Source organism: Sulfitobacter sabulilitoris (assembly GCF_005887615.1).
Classification (GTDB): domain Bacteria; phylum Pseudomonadota; class Alphaproteobacteria; order Rhodobacterales; family Rhodobacteraceae; genus Sulfitobacter_E; species Sulfitobacter_E sabulilitoris.
Genome location: NZ_VANS01000001.1, coordinates 556,208 through 571,753, shown reverse-complemented (window position 1 = coordinate 571,753; position 15,546 = coordinate 556,208). Strand labels below are relative to the sequence as shown.

Sequence of the window (15,546 nt, the reverse complement as noted above, 5' to 3'; positions counted from 1 at the left end):
CTCCGGATGCGCCGGGCGTGGCACCGGTGCTGCGCGCGGCCGTCTGGATGAGCGGCTCCATCGCGTCCTTTTCCGCGATGGCGGTGGCGGGTCGCGAGGTCTCGGTGCAGCTCGATACATTCGAGGTGATGATGTACCGAAGCCTGATCGGGGTCATCGTCGTGTGCACCGTCGCGGCGGTGACGGGCGCGTGGCGCAGGATTTCGTGCGCGCATCTGGGCACCCACGCCCTGCGCAACCTGGCGCATTTCACCGGTCAGAACCTGTGGTTCTACGCGGTGACGGTGATTCCGCTGGCGCAGGTCTTCGCGCTCGAATTCACCTCGCCGCTTTGGGTGATCGTGCTGTCGCCGCTGATCCTGGGCGAACGGCTGACGAGGATGCGGGCGGTGGCGGCGCTGATGGGGTTCGCGGGCATCCTGATCGTGGCGCGTCCCGACATGGCGGGCATCAACGCGGGCGTCGTGACGGCGGCCAGTTCGGCGATCTTCTTTGCGCTGACGATCATGCTGACCAAGCGGCTGACGCGCACCCAGGGGATCATGTCGATCCTGTTCCACCTCACGACCATGCAGCTTGTCTTTGGCCTGGTGGCCGCCGGGTACGACGGCGACATCGCCGTTCCGGAGCCTGCCGTCTTGCCGTTCGTCGTGGTGATCGGGGTGGCGGGGCTTTTGGCGCATTACTGCCTGACCAATGCGCTGGCCATCGCGCCGGCGACCGTGGTGGTGCCGATCGATTTCATCCGCCTGCCCGCGATTGCCGTCATCGGAATGCTGGTTTACGGCGAAATCGTCGACGTCTGGGTCTTTGTCGGTGCGCTGGTGATCTTTGCGGGCAACTATCTCAACCTCATGTCCGAGACACGAAAGACACAGTGACGCTAGGTCCTGTTCGGGGTGACGCAGCCTGCCGCTACGTCAGGAATTGACCGGCGCGGGTGCGGGCCGCTTATTTTTTCCACCTCCTGCGCACCCCCCTTTCCCTCAACCCCCGCGCAGGCCGACTTCTGGGGAGGAGTATCATGAGTAAGACGTTTTTCACGGCTGCCGCAGTGGGCTTGACGGCCGCGGCCGCGGCACAGGCCGGTGGCATCGACCGCTCGGGCCAGTCGATCACGGCCCTGTTCGAAAAGGGCCGCTACGGCGAGTTCAGCCTGGGCAGCATCGCGCCCGACACCAGCGGCACCAGCACGGTGTTCGGCGGCGGCCCGGCCCCGTCCGGCGATCTGACACCCAGCTACCTGCAATTCGGCGCGGCCTACAAGGCCGACATCAACGATCAGCTGTCCTATGCGCTGATCTATGACCAGCCCTTTGGCGCGGACGTGGAATACCCCACCGGCACCGGTTATTTCGCCCAAGGCGCGCGGGCCGAGTTCAACAGCCAGGCGCTGACCGGTCTGCTGCGCTACAAGATGCCGTCGAACGTCAGCATCTACGGCGGTCTGCGCGTGCAGTCGGTCGAGGCGACGGCGGCGGTGCCCTTCGTGGGCGGCTATTCGGTCGATGGCGACCGCGACACCAGCGTCGGCTATGTCGTCGGCGCATCGTTCGAAAAGCCCGAAATCGCGCTGCGCGTGTCGCTGACCTACAACTCCAAGATCGAGCACGACGTCGCGACCACCGAGATGTTCGGCGCGACCACGCTGCCCGGCAGCACCACCACCATCGAGACGCCGCAGTCGGTGAACCTCGAATTCCAGACCGGCATTGCCGCCGACACCCTGCTGTTCGGTGGCGTGCGCTGGGTCGAATGGTCCGAATTCGATATCACGCCCGCCAACTACCCGCCCGGCGCGCTGGTCAGCTACGAAGACGACGTATTCACCTACTCGCTGGGCGTCGGCCGCCGCCTGAACGACACGTGGTCGGTTGCGGCAAGCCTCGGCTACGAGAAAAGCAATGGCGGTTTCGCCAGCAATCTCGGGCCGACCGATGGCAACAAGAGCCTCGGCGTCGCCGCGACCTACACCAGCGGCAACATGAAGATCACCAGCGGCATCCGGTACGTCAACATCGGCGATGCGCAAACCACGCTCGATGGCACCAACGCAGCCAGCAACTTTGGCGACAACGATGCCATCGCCGTCGGTGTGAAGGTCGGATTCAACTTCTGATCGCATCGATCACGATCAAGGCAGACAAGGGGCGCGCGACGCACATCGCGCGCCCTTTTTTTCGTGTGGCATCATCGCCCGGGTGGGCGCAGGCCGTGCCGGCGATGGCGCAACAAACGGGTCGCCACGCCGCGCCCGGCGGCATAGACCGTTGGCATGATTGCCCAAAAGACCCTCTCTGCCCGCGCATGGGCCGAACTGCTGTTGCTGGCCCTGATCTGGGGCGGCTCCTTCCTGTCGATTCGCGTGGCCCTGAACGAGGTCGGGCCGCTCACGTCGGTGGCGCACCGGACGTTCTGGGCGATGCTGGTCCTTTGGGCGGTGGTGATCGCGATGCGCGTGCCGCTGCCGCGCGATTGGCGGATCTGGGGCGCCTTTGCCGTGATGGGGATGCTCAACAACGTGATTCCCTTCGGATTGATGGCCTGGGGGCAGCTGCATATCGAAAGCGGGCTGACCTCGATCCTCAATGCGACCACGGCGATTTTCGGGGTGCTGGCCGCCGCGCTGTTTTTCGCGGATGAACGGTTGTCCCTGCGCAAGGCCGTGGGCGTGACGCTGGGCTTTGCCGGGGTGGCCACGGCCATCGGGCTGGACAACCTGCGCACCCTGGATCTGCGCAGCCTGGCGCAGCTGGCGGTGATCGGCGGCACGGTGTCCTATGCGCTGGCCGGCGTTTGGGCGCGCAAGACGATGTCGGGCCTGCGCCCGCAACTGGCCGCCGCCGGCATGCTGACCGGATCGACGATCATCACCTTGCCCCTGGCGTGGATCGTCGAGGGGCCGTTGACGCTTGCGCTACAGCCCGTGACGCTGCTGGCGGTCGGATATTTTGCGCTGGTGGCCACCGCCGGGGCCTACCTGCTCTACTACCGGGTGCTTGGCATGGCGGGCAGCGGCAACCTGATGCTGGTCACGCTGCTGATCGCGCCGGTTGCGATCACGCTGGGCGCGCTGGTGCTGGACGAGGCGCTGAGCCCCAACGCCTATGGCGGCTTTGCGTTGCTGGCGCTGGGTCTGGTGGTGCTTGACGGGCGGATCTGGGGCGCGCTGCGCGCCCGCCGGGTGATTGACCGGCCCCGCCCCCCGCTTTAGGACAGGACGCAAAGACCCCAAGCCCCGAGGCAGGACACCGCATGCTCTATCCCACCGCTGACGACTGGCGTGCCGCCGCGCGCAAAAAGGTGCTGGTCTATGGCATGTCGGGGCTGGGCAAGACCCATATGTCCACGTTGCTGCGCGACAGCGGCAAGTGGTTTCATTATTCCATCGATTACCGCATCGGCACGCGCTACCTGGGCGAACGGATCGCCGACAACGCCAAGGCCGAGGCGATGAAGGTGCCGTTCCTGCGCGAGCTGCTGCTGTCGGACAGCATCTATATCGGGTCCAACATCACCTTCGCCAACCTCAGCCCGGTCGCGACCTATCTTGGCAAGCCGGGCGACCCGGACCGGGGCGGCCTGCCCTTTGCCGACTATTGCGACCGGCAGGAACAGTTTCGTCAGGCCGAGATCGCGGCCCTGATGGATACCGGGTATTTCGCCGACCGCGCCGAGCGTCTCTACGGGTATCCGCATTTCATCTGCGACACCGGCGGGTCGATCTGCGAATGGGTCGATGCGGATGACGATTCCGACCCGCTGCTGGGCGAATTGTCGCGCCAGTGTCTGCTGGTCTGGATCAAGGGCGACGCCGCGCACACGCAGGAATTGATCCGCCGATTCGACAAGGCGCCCAAGCCGATGGCCTACCAGCCCGAATTCCTGTTGCGGGTGTGGAAGGAATACCTGATCGAAAACAACTGCGTAGAGGCGGATGTTGATCCAGACGCCTTTATCCGCTGGACCTATGCGCAGGCGCTGGCGCACCGCAAACCGCGTTACGAGGCGATGGCACGCTGGGGTGTGACCGTGACCGCCGATCAGGTGAGCGCATTGCGCAGCCCGCAGGATTTCGACGACCTGATCGCCAACGCGGTGTCCGCGCGCACGCCCATGTGACACGCCCGACCCTTGAGCCGCCGCGCCCGCCGCTCTATCTGAACCCCCTGGGACAAGGATTACCGCCACGATGCCGATCAAGCTGCCTTCAGACCTGCCTGCCTATTCCGTTCTCACCCGCGAGGGCGTGATGGTCGTGGATGAGGAGCAGGCCGCGCGGCAGGACATCCGGCCGTTGCGGATCGCACTGCTCAACCTGATGCCGAAAAAGATCCAGACCGAAAACCAGTTCGCCCGGCTCATCGGTGCGACGCCGCTGCAGATCGAACTGAGCCTGGTGCGCATGTCGGAGCATCAGACCAAGAACACCGCCGCCGAGCACATGGAAAGCTTTTATCGCCCCTTTCAGGAGGTCAAGGACGAGAAATTCGACGGGCTGATCATCACCGGTGCGCCGATCGAACATCTTTCCTTTACCGATGTGACCTATTGGGAGGAACTGCGCGAGGTCATGGACTGGACCCAGAGCAACGTTCATTCCACCTTTGGCGTGTGCTGGGGCGGCATGGCGATGATCAACCACTTTCACGGGATAGAAAAGCACATGCTGGCGGCCAAGGCCTTCGGATGTTTCAGGCATCGCAACCTCGATGCGTCTTCGCCCTACCTGCGCGGGTTTTCGGATGATTGCGTGATCCCTGTGTCGCGCTGGACCGAAATGCGCCAGGCCGAGATCGACGCCGTCCCGGCGCTCAGGACGCTGTTGGGCAGTGACGAGGTCGGCCCCTGCCTTGTCGAGGACAGGGACCATCGCGCGCTCTATATCTTCAACCATTTCGAATATGACCGCGACACGCTGAAACAGGAATACGACCGCGATGTCGAAAGCGGCACGCCGATCAACGTGCCGGCCAACTACTATACCGACGACGACCCCGCCAAACCGCCGCTGAACCGGTGGCGCAGTCATGCGCATCTGCTCTATGGCAACTGGATCAACGAGATTTACCAATCCACACCTTACGAGCTTGAGAGCATTGGGACGTAGAACCGTGATCACGACAACGCTGCTCGTTCTGGTCTTTGCAACGGTTTTGCAGGGCTGCGCGCGCATTCGCGAAAACCGGGCCGAAGCCGCCTATCCGCCGACCGGGCAGTTGTTGGACATCGAGGGCACGGACGTGCACGTCAAGGTGATGGGCGATGGCCCCGACCTGGTGATGATCCACGGGGCCAGCGGGTCGATGCGCGATTTCACCTTTGCCTTTGCCGAACGCATGTCGGACCGCTACCGCGTGATCCTGATGGACCGTCCCGGCCTGGGCTGGACCGAACGACCGGGCAACGCATACGAGGGCGCATGGAACGCCAGGTCCGAAAGCCCGCGCGTGCAAGCCCGGCTGTTGCAGGCCGCCGCCGACCGGCTTGGCGTGACCGATCCGATCGTGCTGGGCCATTCCTACGGCGGCGCGGTCGCCCTGGCCTGGGGGTTGGAGCGGCCCGACGATACGGCGGCGTTGGTTCTGGTGTCGGCGGCGTCCAACCCCTGGCCCGGCGACCTTGGCCTGCTTTACAAGGTCAATTCCTCGCCCGCGGGCGGCGCGCTGGTGATTCCGGTGATCACCGCCTTCGTGCCCGAACCGGTGATTCGAAGCACGCTGAGTTCCATTTTCGCGCCGCAAAGCGCGCCCGACGGATATCTGGATCACTTCGGCCCGGACATGACCCTGCGCCGCAGCGCGATGCGCGCCAATGCCCAGCAGGTCAATTCACTGCGCCCGCATGTGGTCGAGATGTCGGCGCATTATCCGTCGCTGCGCATGCCGACTGAGATCGTCCACGGCACCGCCGACACGATCGTGCCGATCGACATCCACTCCGAACCGCTGGCGCGGCAGATACCCGGGGCCAACCTGACCCGGCTGGAGGGGATAGGCCACATGCCGCATCACGTCGATCCGCAGGCGGTCGCCGCGGCGGTGGACCGGGCCGCGCGGCGCGCCGGGCTCTGACGCTGCGGGTTTGCGTTAATCGCATTAACATCCCATATAGGATGTGACCCGATGCAACCCCGGAGCCCACATGAACCTGCCCTTTGACGGCGCGATCAGCGCCTATTTCGCCGCCCAGGCGCCCGACGACGTGCGCAGGGCGATTGCCGATGCGGGTCGCAACGACATTCTGTCCGACAGCTATCCGCACAAAGCCGAAATGAAGCGCAAGGACTACACCAAAGCGCTGGAGCGGTTGCAGATCGAACTGGTCAAGATGCAGGCCTGGTGCCAGGACAGCGGCGCGCGCGTCGCCTGTGTATTCGAGGGGCGCGACGCCGCCGGCAAGGGCGGCACGATCAAGCGGTTCCGCGAATACCTCAACCCGCGTGGGGCGCGCGTGGTGGCGCTCTCCAAACCCTCAGACGCAGAGCGCAGCCAGTGGTATTTCCAACGCTATATCAGCCACTTGCCCGCGGGCGGCGAAATCGCCTTTTTTGACCGAAGCTGGTACAACCGCGGCGTGGTCGAGCCGGTTTTCGGCTTTTGCACCCCCGACCAGCGGGCGCATTTCTTTGCCCAGGTGCCCAGCTTTGAACAGATGCTGGTGAACGATGGAATTCACCTGTTCAAATTCTGGATGAACGTCGGTCGGGCGGAACAGATGCGGCGCATGCTGCAACGTGAACGCGACCCTCTCAAGCAGTGGAAGCTGAGCCGGATCGACGTCGAAGGCCTGGCCAAGTGGGAGGCCTATACCGCCGCCATCCACGACACATTGACCCGCAGCCACACCGATGCCGCACCCTGGACCGTCGTGCGGTCCGACGACAAGCGCCGCGCACGGCTGAACGCGATCCGCACGGTGCTGCACGCGCTCGACTATGACCGCAAGGACAGCGATGCGATCGGACCGATCGATGCCGGGATCTGCGGCGGTCCGGATATTTGGGATGCCTAAGCGCGGCTATCACCACGGCAACCTGCGCGCGGCGCTGATCGACGCGGCGCTGGCCCTGATCGAGGAAAAAGGCCCGACGGGATTTACCCTGTCGGAGGCGGCCAAGCGCGCGGGCGTCACCCCGGCGGCGGTCTACCGGCACTTTGAAGGGCGCGAAGATCTGATCGCGGAAGCGGCGTTGCAGGGGTACGAAATCTTCGCCGACCTGATGGAGTATGCCTATCAATCGGGGCAGCCCTCGGCGCTGGCGGCTTTCACCGCGACGGGGCGTGCCTATCTTGCGTTCGCGCGCAAGTATCCCGGCCATTACATCTCGATGTTCGAAAGCGGCGTGTCGGTCAATCGCACGCCCGAACTGGCCGCCGCGGCCAATCGCGCCAGCGGTGTGCTCGAGCGCGCGGCCAGCGACCTCAGCCAGCACATACCGGCCGACAAACGCCCGCCCGCCTCGATGTTCTCGGCGCATATCTGGGCCATGAGCCACGGGGTCGTGGAGTTGTTCGCGCGCAATTCGCCGGGCCGCGCGTCGCCGTTCCCCGCCGACGACCTTCTTGAGACCGGGATCGGGATCTACCTGCGAGGTCTGGGCCTGATCGGTCCGGACGATTGACGCCGATCAGGCGGCGGCCCGGTCCGCCCGCGCCGTCAGGATGTCCGCCGCGATGCCAAAGGATTTGATCCGCGCAGCGGGGTCGTGGATCTGGCCGGTCAGGATCATCTCGTCGGGGCGGTATGCGTCGATCAGCGCATCCAATTGTCGCGCAAGCGTGTCGGGGCTGCCTACGGCCGAGACGCGCAGCGCCTGATCGACACCGGCGCGCACCTGTGCGCCGATCTGCGCGTCGATATCCTCCACCGGGCGCGGCAGCTTGCCGGGGCGGCCCATGCGCAACCGGGCAAAGGCCTGCTGCATGGTGGTGCGCAGATAGGCGCCTTCGGCATCGGTGTCGGCTGCAAAGACATTCACCGCCAACATGAAACTCGGGCGCTCCTGCCGGGCGGATGGCTGAAACTGCGCGCGGTAGATCGCGGCGGCCTGTTCCAGCGCGTCAGGCGCGAAATGGCTTGCAAAGGCATAGGGCAGCCCGAAATGCGCCGCCAATTGCGCCCCATACAGCGAGGACCCGAGGATCCACACGGGAACATGCGTCCCCTCGCCCGGCAGCGCGCGCACGGGCGCCCCAGGGCGCGCATCGCCCAAGTAGCCGATCAGCTCGGCCACATCCTCGGGGAAATTGTCACCGGCACCGCGCCGCAGCGCCCGGTAGACCGCCTGGTCGCCGCCCGGCGCACGCCCCAGCCCCAGGTCGATGCGGTCGCCGTGGATGGTGGCCAGTGTGCCGAATTGTTCGGCCACGGCCAGCGGCGCGTGGTTGGGCAGCATGATCCCGCCCGATCCGACGCGTATGGTCTTTGTCGCCCCCGCCACATGACCGACCAGCACCGCGGTGGCCGCGCTGGCTATGCCGGGCATGTTGTGATGCTCCGCCAGCCAGTAGCGGTGATAGCCCATCGCTTCGGCCGCCTGGGCAAGCTGCGTGGTGTTGGCGATGGCCTGCCGGGCGTCGGACCCTTCGGGCACGGGGGCAAGATCGAGCAGGGAAAAGCGCATGGCGGGAACCTCCGGATTGGCTATGATCAATATAAGGGCTGGCGCGATGCGACAAAAGCCTCTGTCCGCCGTCCCTTGGACGATTTGCGCCCGACCGGGGTTGCAGTTGCCGATCATCCGGGGCTTTCATGGCGCAAACGCAAGGAGACCCGATGGCATTGAGTTGGAAACGGCTGCGGCGCAGACTGAAAACTTCCCTTCGGCTGATGCTGAGCCCGTCCATCGCGCGGGCCGACGTGCAGCGAGTACTCGACCTGATGACCCCCTACACCGTGGACAAGCCATTGATCCGCCTGGGCGGCGACGGCGATGGCGGATACCTGCTGCCTGACGATCTGGATGGCATTGCGGCATGCTTTTCGCCGGGCGTGTCCGTCACGATGACCTTCGACAGCGAAATCATGGCGCGGGGCATTCCGTCGTTCATGGCCGACGCCTCGGTCGAGGGGTTGGTCGAGGATCACCCGCTTGCCACCTTCGACAAGCTGTTTCTAGGCCCCGAGACGCGCGATGAGTTCATTTCGCTGGACGATTGGGTGGCGCGCTATGCGCCTGCCGATGGCGATCTTCTGTTGCAGATGGATATCGAGGGGGCGGAATACGACACGCTGGCGGCGGCCTCGGATGCGACGCTGGCACGGTTTCGCATCATCGTTCTGGAGCTTCACGGACTGGACCGCGTGGCGCACCCCGCCATGAACAAGACGATCGGTGGCCTGCTCGAGCGGCTGAACCGCCACTTCGTGCTGTGCCACGTGCATCCCAACAACTATTACCCGCCCGCCCAGGTTGCAGGCTGGGAGGTGCCGCCCTTGCTTGAGCTGACCTATCTGCGGCGCGACAGGGTGGCGGAGGCGATGCCGACGCAGGCGTTTCCGCATCCGCTCGATCAGACAAATGTGCCGGACAGACCCGATTTCGCCTTGCCGAAATTCTGGCGCTGAGCGTCGGCAAAACCATGTCGCCCGCATGACAAAAGCCGCCCCCTTTCGGAAGCGGCTTTTCGATCTGTGCAGATCGGATCAGGCTTAACGCTTGGAGAACTGGAAGCTCTTGCGCGCCTTGGCCTTGCCGTATTTCTTGCGCTCGACCACGCGGCTGTCGCGGGTGAGGAAGCCCGCGGCCTTCAGCGCACCGCGCAGGCTGGGATCATAGAGTTGCAGCGCCTTGGACACGCCGTGCTTGACCGCGCCGGCCTGACCCGACAGGCCACCGCCCTTGACGGTCGCATGCACGTCGAACTGGTCCTCGGTGCCCGACACGGTGAAGGGCTGGCGCAGGATCATCTGCAGCACGGGGCGCGCGAAGTATTCGTTCATCGGCTTGCCGTTGACCACGACCTTGCCCGAGCCCGGCTTGATCCAGACGCGCGCGATGGCGTCCTTGCGCTTGCCCGTGGCATAGGACCGGCCCAGATCGTCGCGGACAGGTTCGCGGGGGGTCATTTCGGTTTCGACACCCTGAACGGCGCCGATGTTTTCGGTCACGGCCGCTTCGAGGCCATCAAGTGTCTTGATCTCGTCAGCCATGCTCATGCACTCCGCGTGTTTTTGGGGTTCATGGACTTCACGTCCAGAACTTCGGGGTTTTGCGCCTCGTGGGGGTGCTCGGCACTGGCATAGACGCGCAGGTTGGTCATGACCTGGCGGCTCAGGCGGTTGCCGGGCAGCATGCGCTTGACGGCCAGCGTGACCACGCGCTCGGGGTGTGCGCCTTCAAGGATCTGCTCCTTGGTGCGCGACTTGATCCCGCCGGGGTGACCGGTGTGCCAGTAGTGGTTTTCGTGGCGCTTGTTGCCGGTCAGCTGGATCTTGTCGGCGTTGATCACGATCACGTTGTCGCCCATATCCATGTGCGGTGTGAACGACGGTTTGTGCTTGCCACGCAAGCGCTGCGCGATGATCGACGCAAGACGACCCAAAACAACGCCTTCGGCGTCGATCAGGATCCATTTCTTGTCGATATCTGCCGGTGTTGCAGAAAAGGTTTTCATGGACGGTATTCCCGTTAGCTGTGAAGGGCGCGGCACGATGGTCCACGGCCCGAATACGATGAGCGGGTTATATCCGAGTGTCCGGACAGGTCAAGCGCGAGAAATTCAAAATTAGTGAAGGAAAACAGGGGCTTGAAAAATAGGTATCATTTTACCCCAATAAATCGGGCTAGACGCTGATCTGGTCTGGCGGATTGTCGAGCAGGTCGCGCAACCGCTCCATCGCGGCCTCGAAGCTGCGCAGGCTGACCCCGCCATTGATCGCCATGCGCACCGCATGCGGGGTCTGTGCATTGCGTGCGGCGAACTCCTCCGCGGCGCGGATCTGCACCCCCCTGGTGTCCGCGGCACGGCAAAAGGCGCTGGCGCGCCAGCCTCCCGGCAGATGCAGCCACAAGAACGGAACGTCACACCGCCAGCGCAGGTCGAAGGCGCCCAGCGTGTTGACCGCGATCTTGACGTACCGCTCCACCCCCTCAAGCGCCGCCCGCTGGATCGCGGGAAGCCGCGGATCGATCAGCAGCTTGGCCGCGAGATCGGTCATCGGGGTGGCCAATCCGAAAAACCCGTGCTCGGCCGAACGGTGCAGCGCCGTCTCCATGCCTTCGGGACCGACCGCGCAGCCGATGCGCAGCGCGGGCGTCAGCGACTTGGACAGCGAACTGACATACCACCCCCGTTCGGGCGCCAGGCTGCGGTATCCCTCGCCTTGCGCCCGGCCCATCCGGTAACAGTCGTCTTCCATGATCTGAAGATCGCAGCGCCGTGCGACATCGACGATTTCGCGACGGCGCGCCATCGGGGTGAAGCCGCAGGTCGGGCTGTGGACTTCGGGCGACGTGCACAGGATCTGTCCTTCGGGGTGGCGTTCGGCGGCGGCCTGCAGCGCGTCGGGGTTCAGGCCGTCCTCATCCATCGCGATCGGCACGACCTCGGCCCTCAGGGCTTCGGCGGCGCGGCGAAGCCCGGGATAGCACAGGTCTTCGACAAAGATGACGGGCCTGCGCCCCCTCAGGATCGTCTGAAACACCAGCATGATGGCATTCTGCCCGCCATGCGCCAGGACGATGTCGCCCTCGTCCAGCGGACCGATGGGCGTGCCCTGCAACCACTGCGCCATCGCCTCGCGCGCCGCCTGCGCGCCGCGCCGCGACGGGTAATGCATGACGCCCGAGGCGGGGTTCTGTGCCACCTCGCCCAGCAATTCGCGAATCAGCCCGGCCTGCCCGCCATCGGGAAGATGCGGCGAGAACAGATTGACGGTGTCGGTATCGCCGCCCGTCAGATGCGGCGTCGGATCCACTTCGATCCGGTAGGGGCGCGGCACGTCGGTTTCGGGATCGGCCACGAAGGTGCCGCGCCCCACCTCGGCCCGCAAAACGCCTTCGTCCGTCAGGATGGTATAGGCGCGCGCGACGGTGCCCGGCGTGATCTTGAGCTGCCAGGCCAGATCGCGCACCGGCGGCAGCCTGCCCCCGGCGGGCAGACCGCCGGTGTCGATGCCCTTGCGGATCGCGTCGACCACGGCCTTGTACTTGGGCCCTTTCGGCGACAGGGGGGTCGGTTGCCAAATTGTACTCATTACAATGTTTCTCTCGCGCAAGCGTATCAAGTTTTGTATCAAGTATCTGTAGCGATCGGCTATATTGTGTCAATACAATTATTCACAGGAGTTTCCCCCATGACACACGCAGTGCCCCCCGCATCCGCCGCCCTTGCCACCCTCGGTCGGGCTCGCAGCCTGCCCGTTCTGGCGGTGATCGCGGTGTCGTTCGCGGCCTGCGTGACCAAATGGGCCACACGCCGCCGCACGCGCATGGCCCTGCGCCAGCTTGACGCGTCGCGGTTGGACGATGTGGGGCTGACACCGGCGCAGGCTCATCGCGAGGCTGGGCTTGTGTTCTGGCGCACGTGACATCCCCGTGACGCGCGCCGGACCTCTTCCTTGCGGCCGGGTATCCCCCGGCCGCCTTTTTGCCTGACACGTCCGCTCAGGCGACTTTCGCGGGCGGGATCGCGTAGGTCAGGCTGGCCCGTGCCACCGGCTTGTCGGACCCTTCGGAATAGATCATCACATCGGTCACCGACAGCTGCTTGCCCAGTTTCAGCAGCCGCGCCTGCGCGATCAGGTTCACGCCGGACACGGGCTTGCGCATGAAATCGATGGAACAGTTCGTGGTCACGGCCAAGGCCTTGGGGCCGATCATCGCCAGCGTCACCAGATAGGCCGCCACATCGGCCAGCGCGAACATCGACGGTCCGGATACGGTGCCGCCGGGGCGCAGGTGCCGGTGCCCCGTCAACAGCCGCATCGTGATTTCGTTCTCGGCCACGTGATCGACCTCGAAGTCATCGGCCACCTGTTGAAACACCTCGCGCATGAACGTGTTCAGCGCCTCTGCATCCATTACGATTGCCATACTTTCCCTCTGTCTGTCTCTGGCCTAGTGTTCTCGCATACCAAACGCGGAGGGCAAGATGGCAATTCTGGAACGCAACGGAACGGGGGGCGTGGTGCATTTGCAAATGAATGCCCCGGAGCGGCTGAATGCCCTGTCGGATGCGATGCTGGCGGCGTTGCAAACCACGCTGGACGAGATTGCACAGGACGGATCAGCAAGGGTCGTCGTGCTGTCGGGTGCGGGCAAGGCGTTCTGCGCGGGCCATGACCTGCGCGAAATGACGGCCGCCCGCCAAGCCGAAGACGGTGGCGCGGCGGCGTTCAAGGACCTGTTCGATCGCTGTTCCGGCGTGATGGCGCGGATCCAGTCGATGCCGCAGCCGGTGATCGCACAGGTCCACGGCATCGCAACGGCGGCGGGATGCCAACTGGTGGCGACCTGCGACATGGCCGTCGCGGCCGACGATACCCGGTTTGGCGTCAATGGCGTGAACATCGGCCTGTTCTGTTCGACCCCGATGGTCGCGCTGACCCGCAACATCCCGCGCAAACAGGCGTTCGAGATGCTGACCACGGGCAATTTCATCTCGGCCGCGCGGGCCGAAACGCTGGGCCTGATCAACCGCGCCGTCCCGCCCGAGACCCTCGCGCAAGAGACCGCGGCCCTTGCCGCGCAGGTCGCGGGCAAACTGGGCGTGGCGGTCAAAATCGGAAAGCGCGCGTTTTACGATCAATTGGACCTGACCACAGCCGCGGCCTATGCTCATACCGGGGCCGTTATGGTTCAGAATATGCTCCAGTCCGACACGGAGGAAGGCATTGCCGCGTTTTTGGAAAAACGCGACCCCAAATGGACCCAGTGATTGTTTCCAAATGCCCATGCAATAATTTCCGAATTCAGGCTTTTGATTTTGGCAGCTTTATGGCATTGATGGGGCACGGCACATGGCCGACATAATTTTGGGTCGCCGCTGGCGGAAGGTCCCTCCAGGTCAGCCTCTCACTGATCGCGACATTCCCGCAGCGGCGACCCCAAAATAACCCTCTCCCACCCTGCCCGGCCCGACCGGCGGAACGCCGCGCCGGGACCGGCACCTGGCCCATCGATCCTGCGTCATCCGCGGCTGCGCTGTTGCGCGCCCCGGCGCGGTGGCCTACATGCTGGGTCATGACACAGATACTCCATATCATCGGCGGCGGAATGGCCGGATCCGAAGCCGCCTGGCAGGCGGCGCACCGCGGGATCAAGGTGGTGATTCACGAAATGCGCCCTACCGTCGGAACATTCGCGCATCAGACCGGGCTCTTGGGCGAAATGGTCTGTTCGAATTCGTTCCGGTCCGACGATGACGAACAGAACGCCGTCGGGCTGCTGCATTGGGAAATGCGCGCGGCGAACGGTTTGATCATGCAGACGGCCGACAAACACCGCCTGCCCGCCGGTGGCGCCCTCGCGGTGGACCGCGACCCCTTTGCGCAATCGGTCACCGATGCGCTGCTGGCGCACCCCAATATCACCGTCGAATATGGCGAGATCACGGAACTGCCCCGCGATGGTCATTGGATCATCGCCACCGGGCCGCTCACCTCGTCGGCGCTGGGACAGGCGATCGCGGCGGAAACCGGTGCCGATGCGCTGGCGTTCTTCGATGCCATCGCCCCCATCGTCTATCACGACAGCATCGACATGTCGCAAGCCTGGATGCAGTCGCGTTACGACAAGGGCGAGACCGAGGAGGAGCGCACCGCCTACCTCAACTGCCCGATGGACAAGGCGCAATACGAGGGCTTCATCGACGCGCTGCTGGCCGCCGACAAGACCGAATTCCACGCCGGCGAGACGGCAGGCTATTTCGACGGATGCCTGCCCATCGAAGTGATGGCCGAACGCGGTCGCGAAACCCTGCGCTTTGGCCCGATGAAGCCCGTCGGCCTGACCAATCCGCACCAGCCCCAGATAAAGCCATATGCCGTCGTGCAACTGCGCCGCGACAACAAGCTGGGCACGCTCTATAACATCGTCGGCTTTCAGACCAAGATGAAGTACGGCGCGCAAACGGATGTTTTCAAACGTATTCCCGGACTGAAGAACGCCAGCTTTGCGCGGCTGGGCGGTATCCACCGCAACACGTTCCTCAATTCGCCGACCTTGCTGGACGCCCAGATGCGCCTGCGGTCGCGGCCCAACATCCGCTTTGCCGGGCAGATCACCGGTGTCGAAGGATACGTGGAAAGCGCGGCGATGGGCCTGCTGGCCGGCCGCATGGCCGTGGCCGAGATCATGGGCCACAGCCTGCCCGCCCCGCCCCACACCACGGCGATGGGCGCGCTGATCACCCACATCACCGGCGGGGCCGAGGCCAAGACCTTTCAACCGATGAACGTGAACTTCGGACTGTTCCCCCCGGTCGAGGGGCTCAAGAGCGGCAGACGCGGCCGCAAGGACCGCTACAAGGCCTATACCGACCGGGCCAAGGCGGACTGGACCGGCTGGCTGGGCGGCTCGGCACTGGACGCCGCCTGATA

The 15,546-nt window shown here is 64.7% G+C and carries 17 protein-coding genes; 12 read left to right on the top strand and 5 right to left on the bottom strand.

Annotated features, from left to right (window positions below):
• Nucleotides 1-47: 47 nt before the first annotated feature.
• The 8 genes from FDT80_RS02620 to FDT80_RS02585 all read left to right on the top strand — a co-directional run bounded on the left by FDT80_RS02620 (nt 48) and on the right by FDT80_RS02585 (nt 7,624).
• Entirely contained in the window at nt 48-881 is an 834-nt protein-coding gene (locus tag FDT80_RS02620) for a DMT family transporter (RefSeq protein WP_170311819.1), read from the top strand.
• A 143-nt stretch (nt 882-1,024) separates the two neighbouring features.
• Nucleotides 1,025-2,119: an OmpP1/FadL family transporter gene (locus FDT80_RS02615; RefSeq protein WP_138660678.1), complete on the top strand. Its 1,095-nt coding sequence runs from the start codon at nt 1,025-1,027 to the stop codon at nt 2,117-2,119.
• A 156-nt stretch (nt 2,120-2,275) separates the two neighbouring features.
• The gene (locus FDT80_RS02610) at nt 2,276-3,214 is read left to right on the top strand and encodes a DMT family transporter (protein ID WP_138660677.1); all 939 of its coding nucleotides are present in this window, start codon (nt 2,276-2,278) and stop codon (nt 3,212-3,214) included.
• 41 nt (nt 3,215-3,255) lie between these two features.
• A complete protein-coding gene (locus tag FDT80_RS02605) occupies nt 3,256-4,122 on the top strand; it encodes an ATPase (RefSeq protein ID WP_138660676.1) in 867 nt (288 codons plus the stop codon).
• 70 nt (nt 4,123-4,192) lie between these two features.
• A complete protein-coding gene (gene metA / locus FDT80_RS02600) occupies nt 4,193-5,110 on the top strand; it encodes a homoserine O-acetyltransferase MetA (RefSeq protein ID WP_138660675.1) in 918 nt (305 codons plus the stop codon).
• A 7-nt stretch (nt 5,111-5,117) separates the two neighbouring features.
• A complete protein-coding gene (locus FDT80_RS02595; protein WP_425471974.1) occupies nt 5,118-6,074 on the top strand; it encodes an alpha/beta fold hydrolase in 957 nt (318 codons plus the stop codon).
• Between the two features lie 70 nt (nt 6,075-6,144).
• Nucleotides 6,145-7,014 (top strand): polyphosphate kinase 2, encoded by an 870-nt coding sequence (gene ppk2 / locus FDT80_RS02590; protein WP_138660673.1) that lies wholly within the window; start codon nt 6,145-6,147, stop codon nt 7,012-7,014.
• Nucleotides 7,007-7,624, top strand: coding sequence for a TetR/AcrR family transcriptional regulator (locus tag FDT80_RS02585; protein WP_138660672.1), 618 nt, complete (start codon nt 7,007-7,009; stop codon nt 7,622-7,624). Before ppk2 ends, FDT80_RS02585 begins: the two co-directional genes overlap by 8 nt.
• Nucleotides 7,625-7,630: 6 nt before the next feature.
• On the opposite strand, the gene FDT80_RS02580 is transcribed toward FDT80_RS02585, so the two are convergent.
• Complete coding sequence (locus FDT80_RS02580) at nt 7,631-8,626, bottom strand: LLM class flavin-dependent oxidoreductase (protein ID WP_138660671.1); 996 nt, start codon at nt 8,624-8,626, stop codon at nt 7,631-7,633.
• Between the two features lie 152 nt (nt 8,627-8,778).
• On the opposite strand from FDT80_RS02580, the gene FDT80_RS02575 reads away from it, so the two are divergent.
• Nucleotides 8,779-9,570, top strand: coding sequence for an FkbM family methyltransferase (locus FDT80_RS02575; RefSeq protein ID WP_170311764.1), 792 nt, complete (start codon nt 8,779-8,781; stop codon nt 9,568-9,570).
• A gap of 84 nt (nt 9,571-9,654) precedes the next feature.
• On the opposite strand, the gene rpsI is transcribed toward FDT80_RS02575, so the two are convergent.
• From rpsI to FDT80_RS02560, 3 genes are all read right to left on the bottom strand, one after another.
• Entirely contained in the window at nt 9,655-10,155 is a 501-nt protein-coding gene (gene rpsI, locus FDT80_RS02570) for a 30S ribosomal protein S9 (protein ID WP_138660669.1), read from the bottom strand.
• 2 nt (nt 10,156-10,157) lie between these two features.
• Nucleotides 10,158-10,619 carry a 50S ribosomal protein L13 gene (gene rplM, locus FDT80_RS02565; protein WP_138660668.1) on the bottom strand — a complete coding sequence of 154 codons (462 nt, stop codon included), beginning with the start codon at nt 10,617-10,619 and terminating at the stop codon, nt 10,158-10,160.
• Nucleotides 10,620-10,788: 169 nt separating this feature from the next.
• Nucleotides 10,789-12,201 carry an aminotransferase-like domain-containing protein gene (locus tag FDT80_RS02560; RefSeq protein WP_138660667.1) on the bottom strand — a complete coding sequence of 471 codons (1,413 nt, stop codon included), beginning with the start codon at nt 12,199-12,201 and terminating at the stop codon, nt 10,789-10,791.
• A gap of 99 nt (nt 12,202-12,300) precedes the next feature.
• Here FDT80_RS02560 and FDT80_RS02555 point away from each other — a divergent pair, with 99 nt between their 5' ends.
• Entirely contained in the window at nt 12,301-12,534 is a 234-nt protein-coding gene (locus tag FDT80_RS02555; protein WP_138660666.1) for a DUF1127 domain-containing protein, read from the top strand.
• A gap of 76 nt (nt 12,535-12,610) precedes the next feature.
• Here FDT80_RS02555 and FDT80_RS02550 read toward each other — a convergent pair whose 3' ends face one another.
• Nucleotides 12,611-13,039, bottom strand: a complete 429-nt coding sequence (locus FDT80_RS02550; protein WP_138660665.1) for a PaaI family thioesterase — start codon at nt 13,037-13,039, stop codon at nt 12,611-12,613.
• A 58-nt stretch (nt 13,040-13,097) separates the two neighbouring features.
• Here FDT80_RS02550 and FDT80_RS02545 point away from each other — a divergent pair, with 58 nt between their 5' ends.
• Nucleotides 13,098-13,883, top strand: coding sequence for an enoyl-CoA hydratase (locus tag FDT80_RS02545; RefSeq protein WP_138660664.1), 786 nt, complete (start codon nt 13,098-13,100; stop codon nt 13,881-13,883).
• A 305-nt stretch (nt 13,884-14,188) separates the two neighbouring features.
• Nucleotides 14,189-15,544, top strand: a complete 1,356-nt coding sequence (trmFO, locus tag FDT80_RS02540; RefSeq protein WP_138660663.1) for a methylenetetrahydrofolate--tRNA-(uracil(54)-C(5))-methyltransferase (FADH(2)-oxidizing) TrmFO — start codon at nt 14,189-14,191, stop codon at nt 15,542-15,544.
• Nucleotides 15,545-15,546: the final 2 nt, after the last annotated feature.